General features: G+C 65.2%; 21 protein-coding genes and 1 pseudogene. 3 read left to right on the top strand and 19 right to left on the bottom strand.

Annotated elements, in window-relative coordinates; translation table 11 throughout:
- The 17 genes and pseudogenes from BLR85_RS19785 to BLR85_RS19710 all read right to left on the bottom strand — a co-directional run.
- A pseudogene (locus tag BLR85_RS19785) lies at positions 1-234 on the bottom strand (transposase); the annotation flags it as partial.
- 79 nt (positions 235-313) lie between these two features.
- Positions 314-1276, bottom strand: a complete 963-nt coding sequence (locus BLR85_RS19780) for a lysophospholipid acyltransferase family protein (protein WP_093161245.1) — start codon at positions 1274-1276, stop codon at positions 314-316.
- A 220-nt stretch (positions 1277-1496) separates the two neighbouring features.
- Positions 1497-2600, bottom strand: coding sequence for a flagellar motor switch protein FliG (locus BLR85_RS19775; RefSeq protein WP_244520802.1), 1104 nt, complete (start codon positions 2598-2600; stop codon positions 1497-1499).
- 94 nt (positions 2601-2694) lie between these two features.
- The gene (locus BLR85_RS29240; protein ID WP_170844658.1) at positions 2695-2859 is read right to left on the bottom strand and encodes a hypothetical protein; all 165 of its coding nucleotides are present in this window, start codon (positions 2857-2859) and stop codon (positions 2695-2697) included.
- A gap of 53 nt (positions 2860-2912) precedes the next feature.
- Entirely contained in the window at positions 2913-3962 is a 1050-nt protein-coding gene (locus tag BLR85_RS19770) for an NAD(P)-dependent oxidoreductase (protein ID WP_093161224.1), read from the bottom strand.
- Complete coding sequence (locus BLR85_RS19765) at positions 3962-4906, bottom strand: glycosyl transferase family protein (protein ID WP_280138499.1); 945 nt, start codon at positions 4904-4906, stop codon at positions 3962-3964. Before BLR85_RS19765 ends, BLR85_RS19770 begins: the two co-directional genes overlap by 1 nt.
- A gap of 53 nt (positions 4907-4959) precedes the next feature.
- The gene (locus BLR85_RS19760; protein WP_093161242.1) at positions 4960-7632 is read right to left on the bottom strand and encodes a nitrate reductase; all 2673 of its coding nucleotides are present in this window, start codon (positions 7630-7632) and stop codon (positions 4960-4962) included.
- A gap of 2 nt (positions 7633-7634) precedes the next feature.
- Positions 7635-7970, bottom strand: a complete 336-nt coding sequence (gene nirD / locus BLR85_RS19755) for a nitrite reductase small subunit NirD (protein WP_093161221.1) — start codon at positions 7968-7970, stop codon at positions 7635-7637.
- A 91-nt stretch (positions 7971-8061) separates the two neighbouring features.
- On the bottom strand, positions 8062-10509 hold the full coding sequence (gene nirB, locus BLR85_RS19750; protein WP_093161219.1) for a nitrite reductase large subunit NirB: 2448 nt from the start codon (positions 10507-10509) through the stop codon (positions 8062-8064).
- A complete protein-coding gene (locus BLR85_RS19745; protein ID WP_093161216.1) occupies positions 10506-10928 on the bottom strand; it encodes a globin family protein in 423 nt (140 codons plus the stop codon). Before BLR85_RS19745 ends, nirB begins: the two co-directional genes overlap by 4 nt.
- A gap of 11 nt (positions 10929-10939) precedes the next feature.
- Positions 10940-11881, bottom strand: coding sequence for a GAF domain-containing protein (locus tag BLR85_RS19740; protein WP_093161213.1), 942 nt, complete (start codon positions 11879-11881; stop codon positions 10940-10942).
- A 1-nt stretch (position 11882) separates the two neighbouring features.
- Complete coding sequence (locus BLR85_RS19735) at positions 11883-13586, bottom strand: ABC transporter ATP-binding protein (protein ID WP_093161239.1); 1704 nt, start codon at positions 13584-13586, stop codon at positions 11883-11885.
- Between the two features lie 5 nt (positions 13587-13591).
- The gene (locus BLR85_RS19730) at positions 13592-14677 is read right to left on the bottom strand and encodes an ABC transporter permease (protein WP_093161210.1); all 1086 of its coding nucleotides are present in this window, start codon (positions 14675-14677) and stop codon (positions 13592-13594) included.
- 172 nt (positions 14678-14849) lie between these two features.
- A complete protein-coding gene (locus tag BLR85_RS19725) occupies positions 14850-16220 on the bottom strand; it encodes a CmpA/NrtA family ABC transporter substrate-binding protein (protein ID WP_093161207.1) in 1371 nt (456 codons plus the stop codon).
- Positions 16221-16504: 284 nt separating this feature from the next.
- A complete protein-coding gene (locus tag BLR85_RS19720) occupies positions 16505-17680 on the bottom strand; it encodes a CmpA/NrtA family ABC transporter substrate-binding protein (RefSeq protein WP_093161204.1) in 1176 nt (391 codons plus the stop codon).
- Positions 17677-18261 (bottom strand): ANTAR domain-containing response regulator, encoded by a 585-nt coding sequence (locus BLR85_RS19715; RefSeq protein WP_093161201.1) that lies wholly within the window; start codon positions 18259-18261, stop codon positions 17677-17679. Before BLR85_RS19715 ends, BLR85_RS19720 begins: the two co-directional genes overlap by 4 nt.
- A 130-nt stretch (positions 18262-18391) precedes the next feature.
- Positions 18392-18907, bottom strand: a complete 516-nt coding sequence (locus tag BLR85_RS19710) for a DUF2478 domain-containing protein (protein ID WP_093161198.1) — start codon at positions 18905-18907, stop codon at positions 18392-18394.
- Positions 18908-18993: 86 nt separating this feature from the next.
- On the opposite strand from BLR85_RS19710, the gene BLR85_RS19705 reads away from it, so the two are divergent.
- Positions 18994-19704, top strand: a complete 711-nt coding sequence (locus BLR85_RS19705; RefSeq protein WP_093161195.1) for an alpha/beta fold hydrolase — start codon at positions 18994-18996, stop codon at positions 19702-19704.
- Here BLR85_RS19705 and BLR85_RS19700 read toward each other — a convergent pair.
- Both BLR85_RS19700 and BLR85_RS19695 read right to left on the bottom strand, forming a co-directional pair.
- Positions 19701-20153: a hydrogenase maturation protease gene (locus BLR85_RS19700; RefSeq protein WP_170844657.1), complete on the bottom strand. Its 453-nt coding sequence runs from the start codon at positions 20151-20153 to the stop codon at positions 19701-19703. The genes BLR85_RS19705 and BLR85_RS19700 overlap by 4 nt on opposite strands.
- Before the next feature lie 169 nt (positions 20154-20322).
- On the bottom strand, positions 20323-20781 hold the full coding sequence (locus BLR85_RS19695; RefSeq protein ID WP_170844656.1) for a cyclic nucleotide-binding domain-containing protein: 459 nt from the start codon (positions 20779-20781) through the stop codon (positions 20323-20325).
- A gap of 523 nt (positions 20782-21304) precedes the next feature.
- Between BLR85_RS19695 and BLR85_RS19690 the strand changes: the two genes are divergently transcribed.
- Together BLR85_RS19690 and BLR85_RS19685 are read left to right on the top strand one after the other, a co-directional pair.
- Positions 21305-22354 (top strand): protein-glutamate methylesterase/protein-glutamine glutaminase, encoded by a 1050-nt coding sequence (locus BLR85_RS19690; protein WP_093161186.1) that lies wholly within the window; start codon positions 21305-21307, stop codon positions 22352-22354.
- A 128-nt stretch (positions 22355-22482) separates the two neighbouring features.
- A complete protein-coding gene (locus BLR85_RS19685; protein WP_212635116.1) occupies positions 22483-22872 on the top strand; it encodes a chemotaxis protein CheD in 390 nt (129 codons plus the stop codon).
- The last annotated feature ends 59 nt before the right edge of the window (positions 22873-22931 follow it).

Below are 22931 nucleotides of genomic sequence, written 5' to 3'. Positions count from 1 at the left end.
GTCCTGCCCGATGATCTCGGCGAAGAAGGCGCGATGCGGATCGAGCTTTCCCTTGCCTTTGGGACGACCTTGGGGAGCGGCACAGGCACGGCCCGTGCGCCGGATCGAGAGCGCCCATCTGGCCCCTGTTGCTGGCGACAGCTTTAACCGCAACGCTGCCGCGCGCCCGCTTAACCCTACTTCAACCAACTTCTGAAACCGCAGCCGCAGCACGTCCGGCAAAGGTGCTGACATGATCCATCCTCCCAAACAGGATGAATCACAGATCAGGCTTCAACGGAATCCCAACGATTCAGGTTTTTGGCGGTACGCTTTAGCGAGATTTCTGACGGGGCAGTTCTGCCGGGTGAAGGCCCGGCACCATGCCCTTGCCACCCTGCCATTTGCGTTTCCAACGGCGATGCAGCCAGAACCACTGCCCGGGATCTTCCAGGATCCTCGCTTCGAGCGAGCGGTTGAAGGCGGCGGTCATTTCCTCCGGGGTGCCGGGCGGGATCGGGGCTTCCAGCACGAAACGGAAGCTGAGCCCGTCGGGCTGGCGAATGCCGTAGAAGGGAATGAGCGGGGCGTCCATTTTCAGCGCGAATTCGGCGGAGGACAACGCGGTTCGCGCCGGTTTGCCGAGAAAATCCATCTCGATCCCGCCGCCGACATAAAGATCGTTGAGGATGATCGCGGTGCCGCCGCCGCGCAGGTGGCGCAGCAGCCGGCCCATTCCCGCGCGGCCCTGTTCAAAGAGCGGCCCAAGTCCGAGCGCGGCCACCGCATCGACATAATGCTGGTTTACAAAGGGGTTCTGCATCGGCCGGTAAAGCCCGCCGGCGGAGATACCGCGCGCGGTCAGGCAGATGAAGGCCATTTCGTGATTGCCGTAATGCCCGGTGATCAGGATGGCGGGTTTTCCGGCCTCTTGGGTCGTCCGCAGAACCTCCCAGCCCGGCCCCTCCGGTTCCACATCCGCCATGCGCTGGGCCAGTTCCTGCATCGAATAATGCTCGATCAGGGTACGCCCGATATTGTCGGCGGACGCGCGGGCGATGGCGCGGCGTTCCTCCAGCGGGCGGTCGGGCCAGACATGGTCGAGATTGTCCAGCATGCGCCGCTGGAAATTGGGTATCGCGCGGGTGGCAGCCCGTGCCAGCGCGCCAAATAGCGGCACGCGACGCTCGTAGGACAGCCGCATCGCGCTCCAGATGGCCATGCGCAAGGCACGGTCGACCAACCACTGTCCCGTGGTGCCGTCCGTCTCCGTTTCGCTTCCGCCCTTGCGTGCCATGATGCTACCCCGCGGCGTGCAGACATATTGAAGCACGCCGCCGATCTCAAGCCTACGCGTGACCTGACGCAGGAGAATGGCGCGGAACATGGCTCGAAAACGCCGAGAAGTCGGTCACGGGCGGGCGGGGCATTGCGTGCTCCCGTGTCCGACGCGCTGGAAGGCGGGCAGAGCGGTGGTCGTCAACGCGCGCGCCTGTCCCTGTCCGCAAGCGGTGGGCTCACTCCTCCTCGGCCACCAGCAGCAGCTCGCCCGCTTCGACAAGGCGGCGGATTTCGCCAACGACCGTGTTCATGGCTTCCTCGCCCGCCGCGTCGAATATTTTCCCGGCCTCGCCGATCTCCTCGCGCAGGGCCTCGGCCATGCGCTTGGACATGTTGTCCAACAGGTAGTCGCGCGCCTTTTCCATCTCCCGGTTGCCGGCGCAATAGCCGAGCGCCTGCACCAGTACAGGCTGGTCGATGCCGCGCACGACGCGCGGGATGTCCCGCTCCGTAACCCGGCCGGGGATATTGGCGAAGGTGAAGATCGCGCGGCGGACTTCGGCGGCAAAGGCCTGGTCAGTCTCGTCCAGCCCTTCCAGCACGTCGTCACGGGTCGCGGCGCGGCTGTAATTGAGAATGGCGCCAACACGCTCCACCGGGTCCGCGTCGAAGGCGCAGACCGGCTCCGCGTCGAGCTGGGAGGCGAGCGACAGCCCGATGCGCTGCACCGTTTCCGGCTGGACCTTGCTGGTGCGGGAGATCGCGTAGGACAGCTCGCGCGCGCGTTGGCCCGGCAACATTCCGAGTAGGGTGGCGGCCTGCGAGACCGAGAGCTTGGAGAGCATCACCGCGCCGACCTCGGTGCTCTCCTCTTCCAGAACCTGCACCAGCCGTTCCGGTGCCAGCCCCGAGATTCGCTCCCAGGGATCGCCTCGCGCGGCAACGCCCGTCTGCCGCCGCAGCCGGGCGGCGGTTGTCGGACTGATATGCCCGTCCAGCAGGCCGAGCGCGCCCTCGATACCGCCGGGAAAGGTCAACCCGATCGAATCCATTGCGTCGACGAACTCATCCACGACCGATTGCAACGTGTCCCGGTCGATGGTCCGCATCTCTCCGAGCATCGCCGTCAGGTCGGCCTGCTGGGCTTCGGTCAAGGAGGCCAGCGGAAGCTCCGCCCCTTCGGAGAGCAGAAGCTGCACGATCACAGCAGCCTTTTGCTGACGGTTCAGTGCCTTGCGCGTCACAGCAGGCGCGCGTGAGGGTGCCCTTGCAGGCGGTGCCCCGCCCGGAGTCCCCAACCCGCCGATGGTCATGGGAATCGGTGTGATTTCTGTCGACACGTCAATCTCCTGCACGTTCTTGGCGGCAGGGTATCGCTGTCGTTCTTAAGGCTGGGTTACCGGCCTCGCGGCGGCACCGCGAGACCGGGAAAAATCAGCTGGTTGTCTGCTTTACGCAGGCGCCGGACGTGCCGTCATAGACATGTCCGTCCGGGCATTGGCTGACGCTTTCGTTGCGATGCTCCCAGCTGCATTGTGCCAGCGCGGCGGCAGGCAGAAGGCCAAGTAGGAAGGCGGCGGCGATTGCTTTCACGTGCATTCTGGATCTCCCTGTTCGTGCGTGACGTAAAGGTAGCACGGAAAGGCGCGAGGTCAAAACGTCGCGGAGCTCTGTCCGGATCCGCCCCCCGCAGAGGCAGGGACAGCAGCCATTGCGCCGGGGACGAGCTCGACAAGGATACCTTCGTCATCGAGCGCCTCGAACGGTTCCAGTTGCGCCATGCTCGGCGTTTCAGCCAGCAGGTAGACGACGCTGCGCCCATGCCGCGCCTCGGTCGAAATCCGTTGCTCCAGCCGCTCCCGTGGCCAGGCCAGCGCGCCGTCCGGCACCGGAAGATGCACACGCTCTGCGTCCCGGCGGGCCTGTTCGAGAAGCGCCGGGTCGATCCCGGGGGCGACGAATATGATATCGGCCTCCTGTAGCCGCTGCACGGCCCGCAGTGTCAGCAGATCGGCGTCTCCCGGCCCGGCACCGACAAGGCTGACCGTGCCATTGAGGCGCGCCTGCGGGTCTTGCCCTGCGGCAATCGCCTGTTTGAGCAGCCTTGCAGCGCGATGTTCGGAGCCGCGCGCGTGAAGCCGTCGTGGCTCGCCCGAGAACATCCAGCGCCAGAACCCGCGCCGCGCCTCGGGCGCGACATGATGGGTCACCGCCTCGCGCAGACGGCCGGCCAGCCGCGCCATGTCGCCCAGGCGCGGCTCCAGCAGCTCCTCGACCTGGGTCTTGATCATGCGGCCCAGAACCGGCGCATTGCCCTCGGTGCCGATAGCCACCACGACCGGGTCGCGGTCGACAATGGACGGGGTGTAGGCATCGCAGAGATCCGGCTGGTCGACAACATTCACCAGCGCGCCGGCTTCCTTGGCCAGTGCGTGCAGCGCGGCATCCAGCCCCACGCAACCGGTCGCGATGAAGACGAGCGCGGCGCCGGCGAAGCTCTCGACGCCGGGGGCGTCGGTGTCGTGATGGGCACGGCCGGTGGCGACGAGGTTCCGCAATTCCTCGTCAAGCTCATGGGAAAGAAGCACGATTTCGGCTTCGGTCTTGAGCATGAGCCGGGCCTTCTGCGCGGCCTGCTCGCCGCCGCCGACGATGACAACGTGGCGGTCCTGCATCTTGAGGAACATCGGGAATGTCTTCACTACGCGATCCTTTCCATTACAGGCGTTCGGGCGGACCAGAGTACGCGGGCCTGTGCGTCGGCCTCGGCGGATGTTGCGGCGGTGCCCATGCTCAGCAGGGCGAGGGCGGCGGTGCCGGTCACGATAGCTTCTGCGAAACTGTCCTCCGCCTCTCCGGACCATAGCGCAGAAAGCGCCGCCGGCGAGGTGGAAAGCTGTGGCCCGTCGGCGAGGCGTGCATGGGTTTCACCGAGCAGGGCAGGGGCTGTCCCTTTTCGCAGCGCGCCGGCGCAAATGCCCGAGAGCGGCATGGCTTTGGCCGGGTTGCGCTCGAACTCGCCGCCGCCGCCCTTGATCACGCAGGACCTCTGTAGCCCGAGCATCAACGCGGCTTCCGATTGCAGCGCCAGGTAGGGCGGGTGGAAGACGCCCTGCACAGAGGTCAGGGCCCCGGCAGGGTTGACCAGCCGCAGCACGGTGTTGACCGTCGAGCGCAGGCCGAGCACGTCGCGCAATTGCAGCAGGTCGAGCGCGCGCGGCGCGTAATCTGAGAGCGAGAGATAGGCGATGCCTGTCTCAGCGATGATCCGCGCGGCGTCGTCGAGGCTCGTCGCCTGCCCGATGCCTGCGTGGGGCAGGGCGGCTGTGACAGAGGCGGCAACGGCCTGGTGCGCGTTCCAGCCATGCAGCAACACCGGGTGTCCGGCCTCGGCCAGCAGGCGTGCCGAGAGCAGGAACCAGGGCAGGCCGCGCGTACGCCCGGCGGCGAAGCTCGGCCAGTCCAGCGCGGGCGGCAGGCCGGGCCAGTCGGGCAGGGCGGCGCGAAGCGCAAGGGTGAAACCGGCCAGCTCTTCCGGCGTCTCGCCGCGATAGCGCATGAGCATCAGCAGCGCCCCAACGGCCTCGGGGGCGGCGGTTCCAGCGAGGATCTGCGCCATCGCGTCTTCGGCCTCCGCCGCGCTCAGTTACCGGCCCCGGCTGGGACCACGCCCCATGGCGCGGACATATTCCCGCAGGCTCATTCCGCGGCCACGGGCGTTGTGGCGGCGGCGAGCAGGGCCTGAAGTTCGGGCTTGCAGGAGCCGCAATTGGAGCCGGCCTGAAGCGCCGCGCCGATCTGCTCGACGCTGGTCAACCGCTGGCTGCGGATCGCTTCGAGGATCGTGGTCTGGCCGACATCGAAACAGGCGCAGACCGTGGCGCCGGGATCGGGGCGCTCGGCGCCGGGGCGGCCGGAGAGGATCTCGGCGCCGGCCTCGTCCCCGATCATGCCGGCAAGGTAGCTGCGCGAAACACCGACCGGCGCGGGCCCGGCAAAGAGCGCGGCGACGAGCCGGCCTTCTTCGAGGAAGGCGAGGCGCGCGGCGCCGTGGGCGGGGTCGATCATGGTGACCGCCCTTGCCTCCGTGCCAAGGCCGAAAAGCGTCCGTGCAGCGTCTTCCCAATCGGTTGGCAGGGCGGCCGAGGCAAGCTCGGCCCGCCAGCCACCGCGCGTGCGGGCGCGGGCCCAATAATCGGTCTGGGGCCAGAATTCGCCGGTCGAGAGCGCGAAGCCGTACCAGGAAGCCTCCATCGGACGGATGGCAACCGTGGAGGCCTTGCTCTCCGGCTGGCCGGACAGGGGGTCCGTATTGGCGGCGACCAGCGCATCGACGCGGCCGCAGGGCGCGGTTTCGCCGGTCCAGTGCATGGGCGCGAAGACCTGGCCCCGCTGGACCCGCTCGGAGATCAGCACCCGCAGCAGGACGCGGCCTTGGCGGCTTGTCACCTCGGCGATGGAGGCCGGGGCGAGACCCAGATCGGCGGCATCGGCGGGGTGGATCTCGAGATAAGGTTCGGCGATGTGCTGGCTCAGCCGCGGCGATTTCGCGGTGCGGGTCATCGTGTGCCAATGATCGCGCACGCGGCCGGTATTGAGGCGGAACGGATACTCGGCGCAGGGCACCGAGGCCGGGGCGCGATGGGTGACGGCGAGCAGTCTCGCCTTGCCGTCGGCATGGTAGAAGCCGCCCTCCGCAAAGAAGCGTCCGCCCTGGCGCGTGCCGGCCCGTGGCCAGTGGAAGGGTTCGAGCGCGTCGTAGTCGCGGTCTGACAGGTCGCTCAGATCCGAGATGTCGAAATCGAGGCCAAGCCGGCCTGCCACGCCCGAGAGCGCGGCATATTCGCGGAAGATCTCTGCGGGGGAAGTGAAATCGAACGCGGCGCCGAAGCCCATGCGCTCGGCGACATCACAGATGATGCGCCAGTCATGGCGCGCGGCCCCCGGCGCGGGCAGAATCGCGCGCTGGCGCGATATGCAGCGCTCCGAATTGGTTACCGTGCCGTCCTTTTCCGCCCAGCCAGTAGCGGGCAGCAGAACGTCGGCGAGGCGGGCGGTGTCGGTCTCGGCTGTCAGGTCGGAGACCACGGTGAACTCGCAGTCCTTGATCGCGGTAGCGACGCGGTCGGCCTCGGGCATGGAGACGGCGGGGTTGGTGCAAATGATCCAGAGCGCCTTGATCCGGCCTTCCTCGACGGCGCGGAACAGGTCCACTGCCTTGAGGCCGGGACCCTCGGGCATGGCGGGGGCGTCCCAGAATTCCTTGACCGCCGCGCGGTGCTCGGCGTTCTCGATATCGAGATGGCAAGCGAGCATGTTGGCAAGCCCCCCAACCTCGCGCCCGCCCATGGCGTTGGGCTGGCCGGTGACGGAGAAGGGACCCGTGCCGGGGCGGCCGATGCGGCCCGTTGCCAGGTGGCAATTGAGGATCGCGTTGACCTTGTCCGTGCCGGAGGAGGACTGGTTGACGCCTTGGGAATAGACCGTGACGACCCTCTCCGTGCTTGCCCACAGGGTGAGGAAGGTGGCGATTTCCTCTTCGCTCAGACCGGAGGCGGCGGGATCGTCGGCGCGGGCAGCGGCCAGCGCCTCGTCGAGGCCGTTCACATGAGCCGCGATATAGGCGCGCTCGAGCCGGCCGGTATCGGCGAGATGGGCGAGCAGCGCGTTGAAAAGCGCGACATCTCCGCCGGGTGCGATGGCGAGGTGGAGGTCGGCCAGCTCGGAGGTGGCGGTGCGACGGGGGTCGATATTGACCACCTTAAGCGCGGGATTGGCCTTTTTCGCCGCAACGAGACGCTGGAACAGCACCGGGTGGCACCAGGCGAGGTTGGAGCCGGTGAGCACCACAAGGTCGGCCTGTTCGAGATCCTCGTAGAGGCCGGGCACGGTATCGGTGCCAAAGGCGCGGCGGTGGCCGGCCACTGAGGAGGCCATGCAAAGGCGCGAATTGGTGTCGATATTGGCCGAGCCGATGAAGCCTTTCATCAGCTTGTTGGCGACGTAGTAATCCTCGGTCAGAAGCTGGCCGGAGACGTAGAAGGCAACGCTGTCGGGGCCGTGCTTCTCGATCGTCTCGCGGAATTTTGCCGCCACGAGGTCGAGCGCGTCGGACCAGTTGGCCTCGCGGCCATGGATTCGTGGGGTGAGCAGACGGTCTTCGAGACCGGTTGTCTCGCCGAGCGCGGTGCCCTTGGAACAGAGCCGGCCCGCATTGGCCGGGTGGGTCTTGTCGGCGGTTATGGTCAGCCCGCCCATGCCGTCCGGGACGGCATTGACGCCACAGCCGACCCCGCAATAGGGGCAGGTCGTGCAGGTGGCGAGGCGCCCCTCGACCTGCAGCAGCTTTGCGGGGCGGGTGGCGCCGTCCATCATCACGCGGCGCTCCGGTTCTCGAGTTGGGCGGCGTCGAGCAGGATGCGGCCCTGTTCGATGCGGGCGGGGTAAGTGGGGACCGCGCCCTCGTCGGAGCCCTGGGCGAGGCCGGTTTCGAGGTTGAAGACCCAGTTATGCAGAGGGCATGTGACGCTTTGCCCATGCACAATGCCTTCGGAGAGCGGGCCGCCCTTGTGCGGGCAGCGGTCCTCGAGGGCGAAGACCTGGTCTTCGCCGGTGCGGAAGATGGCGACGCAGCCGAAGGCGGTTTTCACCACGCGGGCGCCGCGGGCGGGGATGTCGTCGAGGGCGCCGATATCGATCCAGGTGGTCATGGTTCGGTTCCTTGGTGGGGACCGGGGAGGGGGCGCTGCCCCTGTCGCGGCAGGCCGCGACTCCCCCGGGATATTTGTGGAAAGAGGATGATTACTCGGCAGCCTGCAGGTTCAGGTCGGCGAGCGGCCGGTAGGTTTCGGCGCGTTCCCTGGCGTGCTCGGCCCAGGGGTCCTTCTGGTAGATGGTCTGGGAGAGTTCAAAACGCTCGATCAGGGCCTTGCGGTTTTCCAGGTCGTCGATGACGCGTTCCTTGACCCAGTCCAGACCGACCTTGTCGATCCATTTATAGGGCCGGTCGAGGTATTTCGCGTTCTCACGGTAGAGCTGGTAGAAGGCCACGGTGACGTCGATGGCCTCCTGTTCGGTCGGAAGCTGCGCCAGAAGGTCGGTTTCGCGCACATCCATGCCCGCGGCCCCGCCGACGCCGACCTGGTAGCCGCTGTCGACGCAGACAACGCCCAGATCCTTGCAGGTGGCCTCGGCGCAGTTGCGGGGGCAACCGGAGACGGCGAGCTTGAATTTATGCGGCGACCATGCGCCCCAGAGTTTCTGTTCGAGCTTGATGCCGAGGCCGGAGCTGTCCTGCGTGCCGAAGCGGCAGTGCTCCTTGCCGACGCAGGTTTTGACCGTGCGCAGGCCCTTGGAATAGGCGTGGCCGGAGACCATGCCTGCCTTGTTTAGATCGGCCCAGATGGCGGGCAGGTCCTCGCCCTTGACGCCAAGCAGGTCGATTCGCTGGCCGCCGGTGACGTGGATCGTGGGGACGTTGTACTTGTCCGCCGCATCGGCGATGGCGCGCAACTCGTCGGAAGTGGTCATGCCGCCGAACATGCGCGGGACGACGGAGAAGGTGCCGTCTTTCTGGATGTTGGCGTGCTTGCGCTCGTTGATGAAGCGCGATTGCGGGTCGTCGCGGTATTCCAGCGGCCAGTCGGCCAGAAGGTAATAGTTGATTGCCGGGCGGCAGACATGGCAGCCATCTTTCGTCTTCCAGCCGAGTTCCTGCCAGACGGCGGCTTGGCTCTTCAGCTCCTGGCTCTTGATCAGGCGGCGGACGTCTTCGTGGCTGTGCTCGGTGCAGCCGCAGATGCCCCGTGCCGCGGGCAGGACGAAATCGTCGCCCAGCGTGACGCCCATGACCTGTTCGACCAGCCCGGTGCAGGTGCCGCAGGATCCCGACGCCTTGGTCACGGCGCGGACGGCGGCAAGGTCAGTGGCCCCGCCTTCGATGGCGGCAACGATGTCGCCCTTGGAAACGCCGTTGCAACCACAGATTTCTGCGTCAGCCGGCAAGGCTGCAACGGCCGCCATAGGGTCCAGTGTGTTGCCCCCCTGGAAGGCGGGGCCGAAGATGAGGGTCTCGCGCATCTCCGAGATGTCTTCTTCGTCCTTCATCAGGCCGAAGAACCAGCTCGCGTCGGCGGTGTCGCCATACATGACGGCACCGATGATCCTGTTATCCTTGATGATCAGGCGCTTGTAGACGCCGCGGCCGGGGTCGCGGAAGACGATGTCCTCGCGATCCTCGCCCGCCTCGAAATCGCCGGCGGAGAAGAGGTCGCAGCCGGTGACCTTGAGCTTGGTCGAAACCTCCTTGGGCACGAAATGGGCCGTCTGGCCAACCAGGGTCTGCGCCACGACCTTGGCCTGGTCATAGAGCGGGGCCACGAGGCCGAAGACGGCGCCGTTATGTTCGACGCATTCGCCCACGGCGAGCACGTCGGGGTCGGAGGTCAGCATGTGGTCGTCAACATGGATGCCGCGGCCCGTGGCGAGGCCAGCCTCGGCGGCAAGCCCGGTATTGGGACGGATGCCCACGGCCATGACGAGGATGTCGCAGGGCAACTCGGTGCCGTCTTCAAGCATCAGCGCTTTAACTTTGCCGGCTACGCCGATGATTTCTTTTGAATTTGCGGAGCACAACACCTTGATGCCCCGGTCCAGAAGCGCCTTGCGCAGAAGGTAGCCGGCGGCCACGTCAAGCTGGCGCTCCATGAGGTGGCCCATGAGGTGGACGACGGTCACGTCCATGCCGCGCAGCTTGAGGCCGGCGGCGGCTTCGAGCCCGAGCAGCCCGCCGCCAATCACGACCGCCTTGCTGCCGGGGGCAGCGGCGGCTTCGATCATGGCGTTGGTGTCCTCGAGGTCGCGATAGGCGATGACGCCGTCGAGATCGTGGCCGGGCAGCGGGATGATGAAGGGGTTGGAGCCGGTGGCGACAAGCAGCTTGTCATAGGCCACCGGCTCCCCTTCCTCCCCGGAGACGGTTTTCGCGGCGCGGTTGATCTTCGTAACTTTCTCGCCGAAACGGCAGGTTACGCCATGTTTTTCATACCAGGCATCATCATGGGTGACGATCTCGGGGAATTCCTTTTCGCCTGAGAGCACCGGCGATAGCATGATGCGGTTGTAGTTGCCGCGCGGCTCTGCATTGAAGAGCGTCACGTCCCAACCGTCCGGATCGGCGGCGAAAAGGTGCTCCAGTGCCCGGCCGGAGGCCATGCCTGCGCCGATGACGACGAGTTTCTTCTTGCTCATTCGGAGGCTCCTTGACCTTCGGCGGCGTCGATCATGACGTTCGACAGAACCGTGTAGGCGTCGACCCAGGCTTCGCGGGTCTCGAGAGTAAAATCATCGCCGAGACCGGCTTCGAGCGTGGCAATCAGCGCGGTGCCGACCGGCTCGTAATGGGCAGTCTTCACGCCGTACTGGACATGATCGACGGCCATTTTCTGGGCAATGGGGACGATCTTTTCGAGGTCGCGCAAGCCGTTCACGACGGTGCCGAGCATGGTCATCAGTTTGCCGGCCTGCTCGGTCACGTCCTCCTTGAAGAGCGGGCGGACCTCTGGGGCGATCTCGAAGAGCTTCGAGTAGAAGATTTCGCCGGCCTGCTGCCTGATCGGCACGATTTTGGCGAAGCTATCCTGAATAAGGGTGATCTGGGGTTTGTTCATGTCCGGTGTCCTCAAAAATACCAGGCGGCGATCTGCACCACCTTGCCATCAGACAGGATCGGCAGGGCGACGACGGCGGAGCCGGCGCTGGAGGTCATTTCGACGGCGGCGGGAATAGCGGTCGCGGCGACGGTTCCGAGCACGCCTGCGCCGGTTTCGAAGCGCGATACGTCCTGTTGTTCGGGCAGGGGATTGCCATGCTCATCGGCACCGGCGATGCGGATGAAACCGGCCCCGGCACTGCCCTCCCAGATCTCGAAACGCCGGGCGATGGGTGTATCTAGCGCGGAGAGAAGCGTGACTACATGCGGGGCCGGGTTGGGGGCGGAGATCGGAAGGCCGAGACCGGCGGTCATGCCCGCCTTGGCGGCGCTTTCGGCGCGCAGGAACTTGTGCGAGGCGCCGAGATCCTCGAAGAGCACGGCGCGCCCGCTGGCCCATGCTTGACCGGGCAGGCCCTGACCGTGCGGGAATTCGGTGTGGCGCGAGATCCAGCCGAAATGCTCGGCGGTGCCGAAATAGCCGTCTTCGAGCTTGAGCGGGTCGGAGCGTTCACCGGCGCTGGCCCAGACCTCCACCGCGCCGACATGTTCCGCGTCATCGCCGAAGAAGAAGGTGACGACGCCCTTGAGATCTTCGCCTGCGAAGACCGGGAGCGCGATGCCGGCGGTCAGGCCGGCCGCTTCTGCGGCTTCTGTGCGCTTGAAGTAGGAGCCTTGGAAGCCCTTGAGCACCACCGGGCGAGCCTCTGCCCAGGCCTTGCCGGGCAGGCCCTCGCCAAAGGCGAAGCTCTCGTTGCCGGAGACCTTGGCGAAATTTTCCAGATCGCCATAGAGGCCATCTTTCAGCACCAGCCTGGTGCCGGTCTCGTCAAGAACCCAGACCTCGGTCACGCGGACGAAGCAGGGGCCATTGCCATGGGCCGCGAAGGACAGGAGTTGCGCGTCGGACATCTCAGGCCGCCTCGCTCTTCGTTTCGGCCGCGGGCGTCGCCTCGGGCTTCGGTATGGGCGTGGCGCCGTGCTCGTATTCCTCGAGGAAGGAGAGCACCTGCTCGCGGTAGAGATAGTAGTCCGGGTGCTCCAGCAGCGCCTTGCGGGTGCGCGGGCGCGGCAGGTCGACATCGACGATGCGCCCGATCGTGGCCTGCGGGCCATTGGTCATCATCACCACGCGATCGGCGAGCAGGATGGCTTCGTCCACGTCATGGGTGACGCAGATCGCGGTGACCTTGGTGCGCGACCAGACTTCCATCAGCACTTCCTGCAACTCCCAGCGGGTGAGGCTGTCGAGCATGCCGAAGGGCTCGTCGAGCAGCAACAGCTTGGGGGAGAGGGCAAAGGCGCGGGCGATGCCGACGCGCTGCTTCATGCCGTTGGAGAGGTCCACGGCCGCCTTGTCCATGCTGTCGCCGAGGCCGACGCGTTCGAGGTAATACTCGATGATGTCCTGCCGCTCGGCGCGCGAGGCGCGCGGATAGACCTTTTCCACGCCGACGGCGACGTTCTCCTTGGCCGTAAGCCAAGGAAAGAGCGAGGGCGACTGGAATACGACGGCGCGCTCCGGGTCGGCGCCGACAACGCCGCGTCTGTCGAGATTGATCACGCCCTTGGAGATATCGTTGAGGCCGGCGGCCATGGTCAGCACCGTGGACTTGCCACAGCCCGAATGGCCGATCAGCGAGATGAACTCGCCTTTGTTCAGCTTGAGGTTGAAATCCTCGACCACGGTGAGCGGTCCCTTGGGCGTGGGGTAGATCTTGTGAAGCTGCGAGAACTCCAGGTACTTGTCCGTCCGGCCTTCGCCCTGCACGGCCTTGAGGGCAGCGGGGGGCAGCTCGTTATGGATGGCGGTGACGTTGGGCAGTTGGCGGGTTTCCTCGGACTTGGCCTCGATTCCGGCATCCATCAGGTACTTGGTGACCTCCCCGCGCAGGCGCTTGAATTCGGCGTCATGGTTCATCTCGCTACGGTCGCGCGGGCGGGGGATGGTGACGCGGAACTCCTCGCCAAGCGTCCCGTCGGGGTTCAGCGCGATGATGCGGTCGGCCAGCACGATGGCCTCGTCCACGTCATTGGTGATGAGCACGCAGGTCTTCTTGTCGGCTTCCCAGATATGTTCGATCTCGTCGGCGAGATTTGCGCGGGTGAGCGCGTCGAGCGCGGATAGCGGCTCGTCGAGCAGCAGAAGCTCCGGGCTCATGGCGAGCGCGCGGGCGACGTTCACCCGCTGTCGCATCCCGCCCGAAAGCTCGGCGGGGCGACGTGCGGCGGCGTGGGAAAGGCCGACCATCTTGACGTATTTGGCGACCAGCGCGTCTTTCTCTGCTTTACCCATCTTGGGAAAGACGGTGTCAACCGCGAGCTTGATGTTGCCGGTGACGGTCAGCCAGGGCATCAGCGAGTAGTTCTGGAAGATCACGCCACGCTCGCGGCCCGGCCCGGTGATGGGAGCGCCCTTGAAAGTGACCTTGCCCTTGGTCGGGAACTCAAGCCCGGCCATCAGGTTGATCAGCGTCGTCTTGCCGGTGCCGGAGAAGCCGAGCAGGACGAGGAACTCGCCTTCCGCCACTTCGAGGTCGATATTCTTGAGAATATCGGTTTTCGCCGTGCCCTCGCCGAAGGACTTGGTGACGTTGTCGAACTTGAGAATGCTCATCTGGGTCACCGGTTGTTGGAGAAGGTGAAGAGCGACTGGAGCGCGAACATCAGGCGGTCGAGCAGGAAGCCGATAATTCCGATGGTGAAGACCGCGACCATGATCTTGGCGAGCGATTGGCTGGAGCCGTTCTGGAACTCGTCCCAGACGAATTTGCCAAGGCCCGGGTTCTGCGCCAGCATTTCGGCGGCGATCAGCACCATCCAGCCGACACCGAGCGAGAGCCGCAGGCCGGTGAAGATGAGGGGAAGCGCGGAGGGCAGGACGAGCTTGGTGATCTTGGTCCAGGTGTTCATCTTGAGAACCTTGGAGACGTTGACGAGATCCTTGTCGATCGAGGCCACGCCCAGTGTGGTGTTGATCAGCGTCGGCCAGAGCGAGCAGAGCGTCACGGTGATGGCCGAGATCAGGAAGGACTTGGTGAACATGCCGTCATTGGTCGTGTAGGTGGCCGAGACGATCATGGTGACGATGGGCAGCCAGGCGAGCGGCGAGACTGGCTTGAAGATCTGCACGATGGGGTTCAGGGCCGCTTCGCCGGCGCGGGAGAGACCGGCGACGATGCCGAGCGGGATGGCGACGGCGGAGGCCAGCAGGAAGCCGAAGAACACGGTCTGGATGGAGGTCCAGATCTGGTCGTAATAGGTGGGCTTACCGGTATATTGGCGGTGCTTGATCTTGTCGGACTTGCCGGCCGCCTCCAGTTTGGCGTTGCGGGCGTCCTGACGGGTGTAGAAATCCTCTTCCTTCTGCCATTCGCGCTTGGCGTCTTCATGCAGGTTTTCCACCTGTTCCCAGACCTGCGCCGGGCCGGGGACAGCGCCGAGGGAGGTCTGCACCTTGGGGGCGAGGTTGGCCCAAAGCAGCAGGAAGCAGAGAATCGACAGCAGCGGGACACCGAGCAGGATCCAGATTTCCTTCATCTGGGCCTTCGGGTTGTCGCCGGCGGCGGCCTTGAGCAGCGGGGTCATGAAGGACAGGCCGAGGACCTTGAACCAGGAATCGGCCTTGTTGATGCGCGTGAAGAGGCGGGCCTTGCGGGCTTCCTTCGCTTCCTCGGCACTGATGTTGACGGGGTCGATGGCGGTCATCTTGGCTGTCCTCGGTCTGGCGGGGAGCGGGGGGCGCGTGGCGTTGCCCGTGCTCGGAAATAGCTGTTCGGATCGTTCAGTGTCGGGATGGCGGGACGGACGCTCGCTCTGACGAGCATCGCCCCGCCATCCCGTTGGTGCCAGCCCGGGAGACGTTGGGCTGGCAATTCGGTTAGCCCTGGACCTCGTTGCCCACGACCTTCTGTTCGCCCTTCAGGCCGATGGGCAGGCTGTCGAGATAGGCGTTGGGGGTGCGGCCGTCATAGGCGATGCCGTCGATGATATCCTCGGCCGGGGTCGGGGCCTTGTAACCATCGGTGTCGAAGTCGAACATGTCCTTGGTGGCAAGACCGTCGTCGATAAGGCTCTCGGCGGCTGCGAGGTAGATCTCCGGCTTGTAGACCGACTTGGCGACCTCGTCATACCAGCTATCCGGCTTGGGCTCGGCGATCTGGCCCCAGCGGCGCATCTGAGTCAGGTACCAGACGGCGTCCGAGTAGTAGGGGTAGGTCGCGTTGTAGCGGAAGAACACGTTGAAATCGGGAACCTCGCGCTTGTCGCCCTTCTCGTACTCAAAAGTGCCGGTCATGGAGTTGGCGATCACGTCGTAATCGGCGCCGACATATTCGGAGCGCGACAGGATCTCCACGGCTTCGGGACGGTTGGCGTTGTCGTTCTCGTCGAGCCACATGGCGGCGCGGATCAGCGCCTTGGTCACGGCGATGGTGGTCTGCGGGTTCTCTTCCTGGAAGGCGGCGGAGATGCCGAAGACCTTCTCCGGGTTGTTCTTCCACAGCTCATAGTCGGTGATGACCGGCACGCCGATGCCCTTGAACACGGCCTGCTGGTTCCACGGCTCACCCACGCAGTAGCCATAGATCGTGCCGGCCTCCATCGTGGCGGGCATCTGCGGCGGCGGGGTGACGGAGAGCAACACCTCGGCGTCGATCTGGCCGGTCACGTCCTCGGGGGAGTAGTAGCCCGGCTTGATGCCGCCGGCGGCCAGCCAGTAGCGCAGCTCGTAATTGTGGGTGGAGACCGGGAAGACCATGCCCATGTTGAAGGGCTTGCCCTCGTCTGCGAAGGCGTCGACCACCGGTTTCAGCGCGGAGGCCGGGATCGGGTGGACGGGCTTGCCCTCGGCATCGTGTTCGACATGTTCCTTCATCAGCGCCCAGATCTCGTTGGACACGGTGATGCCGTTGCCGTTCAGGTCCATCGAGAAGGGGGTGATGATATGCGCCTCGGTGCCGAAGCCGATGGTGGCGGCGAGCGGCTGGCCGGCGAGCATGTGCGCGCCGTCGAGTTGGCCGCCGATCACGCCGTCGAGCAGCACTTTCCAGTTGGCCTGGGCTTCGAGGGTCACGAACAGGCCCTCATCCTCGAAATAGCCATTTTCATAGGCAATCGCGAGTGGCGCCATGTCGGTCAGCTTGATGAACCCGAAGGTCAGTTCGTCCTTCTCCACGTCCAGCATTTCGGCAAGAGCCGGGGTGGTTAGGGCCGTGGAGGCGGCGAGTGCCAGGGCAAGAGTCTTTGTCATGGAAACCTCTGTCTGTCGGTGGCGCGTTTCGGGAGGTGGGCGCCGGAAAAAGAAAAAGCCGCTGAGTTCGGAGTCGTGTGGGAGGAGAACACGACATACGACTCAAGCGGCTTTGCTCGGGATGCCCCGGATCATCGGGGCAATGTCTCTGGTGGGACGCCCTTGCCCCGGAGACAGGTTCATTTGAGATGCTGCGCTGCTTTGGGTCAATGCTGCGGCGCGGCTAGCGGGCGATTTTCCTCGTTCGGCAATGCCGCGTTTTTCACCTGCCTAAACGCTGAGCGCTAATCGGTGCCCGGGTCGAAGATTTGACCATCGAAGAAACGATCGCGGTGCAGAATCAGGGTTCCGTTCTGGGCGGGAACTTCGGTTGCCTGTTCGAGGGCGCCTTCGAGTTTCTCGGAGGCGCCGGGCAGATCGACCGCGCGACCGGCGAGGGCGGCCCGGTAGAGATCGCTGCGAAAGACGTTCTTCGCGGCACGGCGGGCGCTGGCGCGATCGAGCCCCATTCGGGCGGCGAGACGGGAGGCGATCCAGCCGGCCTGGCTGCGCCAGGGGAAGGTCGCGGCGCCTTCGTGGAAATACAGGAAGTCCTCCACCCGGCGCTGTTCGCCGCGCGGGGAGATTGTCAGCTGGCCGGTCAGGGAGCGTTCGAGCAGCTCTGCGGGCAGGTTGAGGTATTCCGGGCGGGAAAGGATCTCGGAGGCGGTGACGAAATTGGAGCGATCCGCCAGCCATCGGGTCGCGCGCCACATGCACCGGATGAGGCGAATGGCAAGGTCGGGTTCGCTTTCGGCCCAGTCATGGCGCACGGCGAGCACCTTTTCCGGGGCAAAGGCCCAGATGGCCGAGGTCGGCAGCAGCAACTCGCCCGAGCCGTTCTCGACCGCGATCGAACCCCAGGGCGCGCCGACGCAGAAGGCATCGATATCGCCCGAGGCCAGCGCCTCGGCCATCAGCGGAGGGGGAACGGTATGCACGTCCAGCGCCTGCGGCGCCTCCAGCCCGAGCGCGCCGAGCCAGTAATAGAGCAGTTCGGCATGCATCGAGAAAGGGAAGGGGACACCGATCCGCAGACGCTCACCCGCCGCAGCGATCAGCGCCTTGCCGGCGGCGGTGGCATCCGTGAAGTCGAAATCATGCCCGGCCGCACGAATGGCGGCGGCAAGTTCGTTGGACACGCCCACCGTGTTGCCGCCCACCGAGAGCACGCAAAGCGCATCGAGCCGGCTGGGAAGCCCGCCCAGCCCGAGCGCGGTTGCTACGGGGATGGGGGCGAGCATTTGCGCGGCCTCGATCTGGCCGAGCGCCACGAGGTCGCGCAGGGTGGACCAGGAAGGTGCGGCCCGCAGGGTCAGGGCGAGCCCCTCGCGCTCGGCGAAGCCAAGCTCGCGGGCGATGATCAGCGGGGCGGCGTCCACAAGCGGGATATAGCCGAGCGTCAGCGGGGTCTGGCTCATGAAAGCAGCCCCGCCGCGGTAACCAGCGCCTCGGCGACATCGACCATCTTCTTGCCCTGGTCCATCGCTGCCTTGCGCAGCAACGCATAGGCGGCATCCTCGTCCAGTCCGCGCGCTTTCATCAGCATGCCCTTGGCGCGATCGATGATCTTGCGTTCCTCCAGTGCGCGCTTGGTGGCGGCCAGCTCGGCCCGCATTGCGTGGAACATGTAGAAGCGGGTGATCGCGGCGTCGAGCACCGGCTTGATCCGGCCCGGCGCCAGACCGTCGACCACATAGGCCGAGACGCCCGCCTCGATGGCGGCACGGGTCAGGTTGTCGTCGGAGCGGTCAACGAACATGGCCACGGGCCGGTCGAGCGGCGAGGAGGCGAGCGTGAGTTCCTCCAGCATGTCGCGCGAGGGCGAGGTGACATCGACCAGAACGACATCGGGGTTCTTTTCCGAGATCAGGCGCGCAAGGCCGGTGCGCTCCGCTATGACGGAGATCTCGTGATCCCCCGAGGCGCGCAGCGAATCCACGATCAGCAGGGCGCGTTCTCGATCCTGTTCGACAACCACGATGGAAAGGCGATTTGGCATGAGATCCCGTGAGTCTTTGCCCGTCGGATCGGCAGGCACGGGGGAAATTTCAACCGGAAGTCGCTGGGACGATAGGGGAATGTTGGGGCATGAAGGAGCACGTCGCGCATTTGCTGTGCGAATTGCCCGCTTATTGTGCGTTTTGCATGCCTGCGCGGCACCACTCCAACAGGGTGTCGAAATCGCAGGGCAATTCCTCGGCCAAGTCGCCGCTGAACGCCCGAAACTCTTCCAGTTTCGCCTCGGTGACGCCGACCACAACGGCGACGTCCTCGGACAGCGCGGTTCCGATCAGGTCCCGGAAACCGCGGCCTTCGGCCTCGTGGCTGCCGAACTTGTTGACGAAAAGCAGGTCCGCCCCCCTCGCAAGGCGCTGGCCGCATTCGTGAACCGCCGCCTCAAGCTGTTCGGTATCGAGCCGGCATCCGGTCGATCCCGGGCCGAGCGACTGGGAGATGCACATATGCGGCCCGTCGGGCAACAGCTTGAGGTCCATGTCGCAGGGCACGTCCTCGCTGTCCGGTTCGCGGTTGAGCTGCACCGCGCCGACCACGCGGGCGCCTTCGGCCTGCATCGCCTCGGCGAGCCGTCGCAGGGTCTCGTTCATCTTGCCCGGTATGTCGGATCCGGTATGGGCCAGTCGCATGAGTTCCGCCGCTTGTCTTGTTCTCCCCGGTGCCCTAGCACACCTGCGGTGGGGAACAGAAGGCCACGCATGGCCGCGGGGGGGCAATGCGAATAATCCTTGTGCACGGGGCGTGGAGCCGGGCCGATTGCTGGGACCGGGTGGTCACGCTTCTGACCGGGGCCGGTCAGGACGTGGAGGCAGTGGACCTTCCCGGGCACGGTGCAGATCCCACGCCGCCGGAGGAGGTGACGCTGGCACATTATGCCGACGCGCTCTGCGCCCGGCTTGAAATAGGAGAACCTGCCGTCCTCGTGGGCCATTCGATGGGCGGAATGGCGATCTCGGCGGCGACCGAGCGCATGCCGGAACGGGTTCGGCAGCTGATCTATGTCGCCGCCTTCCTGCCCCGGGATGGCGACAGCCTGCTATCGCTGAAGAAACTGGAGCCGCACACGATCGGTCCGGCTGTACGTCGCGGGCCCGTTCTGGGCACGACCGTGCTCGATCCGGCTCTCGCGGGCGATATCCTGTTCCAGGATCTGCCCGCGCAGGAACAAAAGGCGGCGCTGGCGCTTCTCGGACCGCAGGCGAATGCGGTCCAGACTGACCCGATCCGGCTGAGCGCGGAGCGTTTCGGACGGGTTCCGCGGGATTATATCCTCTGCCGGCAGGACAGGACCGTGACACCCGACCTGCAGGCGCGCATGTGTGCGTGGAGCCCGTGTTGGCGGGTGGAGGAGATCGAGTCCGGGCATTTTCCGCAGCATTCGCAGCCCCACCTGCTCGCGGACAGGATCCTCTCCTTGTTGGGCTAGATGATCTTGTGCGACAGTTCCTCCAGTAGGCGCGCGGCCGCCCATTCCACCTGCGGCGACAGGCCGGTGCCCACCGAGAAATCCTGACCCTCGATGCCGATCAGCGTCAGCCTCGGGGGCAGGCACCCCATCGCGCGGGCCGTCTCCACCGTTTCGGCGACGCCAACGCTGCCGGCGGGGTGACGGAAGACATCGAGCGGAACCGGACCGGCGCTGGCATCGAAACGCCTGACAGTGCCCGGCGCATGGCCGGATTGGGTTGCGTCGACAAGGATCACGTCGGAATGGGTGTCCATGGTCTCGATCAGGGCGGCGTCATCGCGCGACAGCGCCAGGCATTGCGTCGCCCCACGCGCGGCCAGCGCGCGCGCCAACCATAGGCCAACAGAACCATCATGCCGGTTGTCGGCACCAAGACCAATGTAGAAGGTCGTTGTCGCGTGGCTCATGATCACCTCTCCATGGAAAGCCATCGCCGGCAGGCCGGCAACGGGAGACGTCCATCGGAACAACAGGATACCATGAATCGAGATAGGTCTGCACCTTGACCGATTTCAAGTCGTACGCGGCGAAGGACCGGCGGGCATCGCGCGTTCTTGTACCAGAGAATTCCTGCGATCAGCGGTTCGCCAGCGCGCTCAGCAATTGCAGCCGTTGCGCCCGGAACCGATCGGCCAGATGCGGCAGCCAGTTCTGGTAGAGCCGGTAGCCAAGCTCGGGATGCGCATTGCACAGCGTACGCACGCCGGCGGCATCAAGCGCGACGGCACGGACATCCCCGATGGCCACCGCGTCCGACATGCGGCGGAAGGGCGGCATCAGCCAGGCCCATCCGAGAATGTCGCCCGGACCCAGCGTTTCGATGCGCACCGGATCGCGTCCGGGCAGGGCGTTCTGAACCGCGACCTCTCCTTCGATCAGCAGCAGTACCGATTCCGCCTCGTCTTCCTCCTGGAAGATCGTGCTGCCGGCAGGAAAGCTCTCCTCCCGAGCATGTCGCGCGAGTTGCCGACGTTCTTCGTCGTCGAAGGCGAAGAAATCGGGATGTTCGGCCAGCAGGGTTTCGATCCGTTCCATGGGCACGAGGCTCCTTCCATCTGCCATGTCCCCATAAGACGGGATGACGGCCTTCGGAGTCTAGCTTTCGTGACCGCGGGTTTTGCATGATCCATGTCAAGACCGACCGACAGACATTGCCGGCGCTATTTCCGTGCCACTTAAGCGAATTTTCACGCCTTCGGGCCAGTCTGCTTCGGAGAAGGCTCCGGATATCCCCGATCCGTTGCGTGAAACGGGTGCATTGCGCCCCGGCCGTTACCTGGAGGTCCTGGACGGATGAGACTGCTCGACAACCCTGGTTATTCGATCGGGTTTTGGAATGGGCGTGAATGTCGATGCAAGGGCGGGGTGCTCCAATCCCGGTTCCCTGAACCCAGAAAACTCGAAGACTGCCTGCTTGCCGGGCCGAAAGGCAGGGGCGGCATCGGCACGGGCGGCGCGTTCGGAGGAGGGTGCTGGCCGTGATCGGGAAGGTTTCCGAGGGCGGCCCTGTGTCCGGTGGCTGGTTTTACTCAAGTTGATGAATGTGAGTGATTGATCAATGTGCAAGAAACGTGTGGTTGTCGTCGATGATTCCGCTGTAATTCGCGCCTTGGTGCGAAGGCACCTGACAGAGGATGGACGTTTTATCGTCGTGGGAGAGGCGGGAGATCCTTTCGAGGCGCGAGAGGTCATAAAGCGTGTGAATCCGGACGTAATTACCCTCGATGTCGAAATGCCCCGGATGGACGGGCTGAGCTTTCTCGAAAAGCTGATGCGCCTGCGCCCATTGCCAGTGGTGATGTTCTCAACGGAAACGCATAAGGGCAGTATTGCGGCGATCGAGGCGCTGTCCCTGGGGGCCGTGGATTGTATCGGCAAACCAAACGCTGCGGCGCCGGACACGATCGAATCGTTGGCGGAGCGTGTGTTCATTGCCTCGAATGCGCGGATCCCATCGCGTCAGACCAGCACCGCGCCGCCCCCCAGCAGCTATTCATGGAACGGAAAATACGTATTGGTCGGCGCGTCGACCGGGGGCGTCGATGCTCTGGAACGGCTGCTCGCGGGCTACCCGGCAGACTGCCCGCCCACGGTCATTGCCCAGCACATGCCGGAGAGTTTCCTGGTCAGCTTCGCGGAGCGGCTGTCCAACCGGGTCCGCCCGGATGTCACGCTCGCCCGGGACGGCGAGCGGTTGCAAGCCGGGATGGTGCGGATTGCTCCGGGCGGCGCAAATCACCTGGTGCTGTCGGAAAGCCGAAAAGACATCACGTGTCGCCTGCGGCCTGGCGAAAAGGTGTCGGGGCACCGCCCTTCGGTGGACATGCTGTTTCGTTCGGCAAGACCTTTCGCCAGCAGGGTCCTGGCGGTGTTGTTGACTGGCATGGGACGGGACGGGGCTTACGGAATGTTGGAATTGCGGCAGGCGGGTGCGCAGACAATCGCACAGGATCGCGACAGCAGTGTCGTCTACGGCATGCCGCGAGTGGCCACCGAGATCGGCGGCGCCAACCGGACGCTCGATCTCGACCGGATTGCCGCGGGCATTCTCGAAGAGACGGGGCGCGGAGCTTCTGCGGCCCCGAATGCGCGGGCTGCCGCAAAGTGAGGGCGAATGTCCTGCATGTCACGCAAGGGGAGCATGCCGTCTCGGCTTGTCCCGAGACGTATATAACCACCTTGCTGGGGTCGTGCGTCTCCACCTGCCTGTGGGATCCCTGCGCGGGCCTGGGCGGGATGAACCATATCCTGGTGCCGGATGGAAAAAGCGGAGACATAACCTCGCGTTCGATCGGCACCAATGCGATGGAACTGCTTATCAACGACCTGCTTCAGCATGGAGCGAAAAAGAGCAGGCTTCAGGCAAAGCTTTTCGGTGGTGCCCGAATGATCTCGGGGCTGAGCGATATTGGCGAGGCCAATGCGAAACTCGCGGAAGAGTTCTGTCGGCGGGAAGGGATTCCGTGTCTGGCAAGCAGCCTGGTAGGAACGCAGGGACGCAGGATTCAGTTCTGGCCGGCAACGGGGAAGGCTCGCCGGCAGTTCTTGCAGGCGGTCCCGGAGGAAAGCATCGATCTCGCCTTGAAGCCCCTGCGATCCGATACGACGGAGATCGAACTGTTCTGACCCGACTCCGCCTGCGTCAAAGGACAGAAGGTCACCGGCTCGGTGACTGCTGTGCAGGG

It is taken from the genome of Aliiruegeria lutimaris, assembly GCF_900099935.1.
GTDB lineage: Bacteria > Pseudomonadota > Alphaproteobacteria > Rhodobacterales > Rhodobacteraceae > Tropicimonas > Tropicimonas lutimaris.
This window is presented reverse-complemented; position numbering and strand designations above follow the sequence as displayed.

Excerpts from the sequence above, each read along its gene's own strand:
- BLR85_RS19780 (WP_093161245.1), bottom strand. The coding sequence starts at position 1,276 with ATGGCACGCAAGGGCGGAAGCGAAACGGAGACGGACGGCACCACGGGA.
- BLR85_RS29240 (WP_170844658.1), bottom strand. The coding sequence starts at position 2,859 with ATGCACGTGAAAGCAATCGCCGCCGCCTTCCTACTTGGCCTTCTGCCT.
- BLR85_RS19760 (WP_093161242.1), bottom strand. The coding sequence starts at position 7,632 with ATGGACGGCGCCACCCGCCCCGCAAAGCTGCTGCAGGTCGAGGGGCGC.
- nirD (WP_093161221.1), bottom strand. The coding sequence starts at position 7,970 with ATGACCACCTGGATCGATATCGGCGCCCTCGACGACATCCCCGCCCGC.
- nirB (WP_093161219.1), bottom strand. The coding sequence starts at position 10,509 with ATGAGCAAGAAGAAACTCGTCGTCATCGGCGCAGGCATGGCCTCCGGC.
- BLR85_RS19745 (WP_093161216.1), bottom strand. The coding sequence starts at position 10,928 with ATGAACAAACCCCAGATCACCCTTATTCAGGATAGCTTCGCCAAAATC.
- BLR85_RS19740 (WP_093161213.1), bottom strand. The coding sequence starts at position 11,881 with ATGTCCGACGCGCAACTCCTGTCCTTCGCGGCCCATGGCAATGGCCCC.
- BLR85_RS19735 (WP_093161239.1), bottom strand. The coding sequence starts at position 13,586 with ATGAGCATTCTCAAGTTCGACAACGTCACCAAGTCCTTCGGCGAGGGC.
- BLR85_RS19730 (WP_093161210.1), bottom strand. The coding sequence starts at position 14,677 with ATGACCGCCATCGACCCCGTCAACATCAGTGCCGAGGAAGCGAAGGAA.
- BLR85_RS19725 (WP_093161207.1), bottom strand. The coding sequence starts at position 16,220 with ATGACAAAGACTCTTGCCCTGGCACTCGCCGCCTCCACGGCCCTAACC.
- BLR85_RS19720 (WP_093161204.1), bottom strand. The coding sequence starts at position 17,680 with ATGAGCCAGACCCCGCTGACGCTCGGCTATATCCCGCTTGTGGACGCC.
- BLR85_RS19715 (WP_093161201.1), bottom strand. The coding sequence starts at position 18,261 with ATGCCAAATCGCCTTTCCATCGTGGTTGTCGAACAGGATCGAGAACGC.
- BLR85_RS19710 (WP_093161198.1), bottom strand. The coding sequence starts at position 18,907 with ATGCGACTGGCCCATACCGGATCCGACATACCGGGCAAGATGAACGAG.
- BLR85_RS19705 (WP_093161195.1), top strand. The coding sequence starts at position 18,994 with ATGCGAATAATCCTTGTGCACGGGGCGTGGAGCCGGGCCGATTGCTGG.
- BLR85_RS19700 (WP_170844657.1), bottom strand. The coding sequence starts at position 20,153 with ATGAGCCACGCGACAACGACCTTCTACATTGGTCTTGGTGCCGACAAC.
- BLR85_RS19695 (WP_170844656.1), bottom strand. The coding sequence starts at position 20,781 with ATGGAACGGATCGAAACCCTGCTGGCCGAACATCCCGATTTCTTCGCC.
- BLR85_RS19690 (WP_093161186.1), top strand. The coding sequence starts at position 21,305 with ATGTGCAAGAAACGTGTGGTTGTCGTCGATGATTCCGCTGTAATTCGC.
- BLR85_RS19685 (WP_212635116.1), top strand. The coding sequence starts at position 22,483 with ATGAACCATATCCTGGTGCCGGATGGAAAAAGCGGAGACATAACCTCG.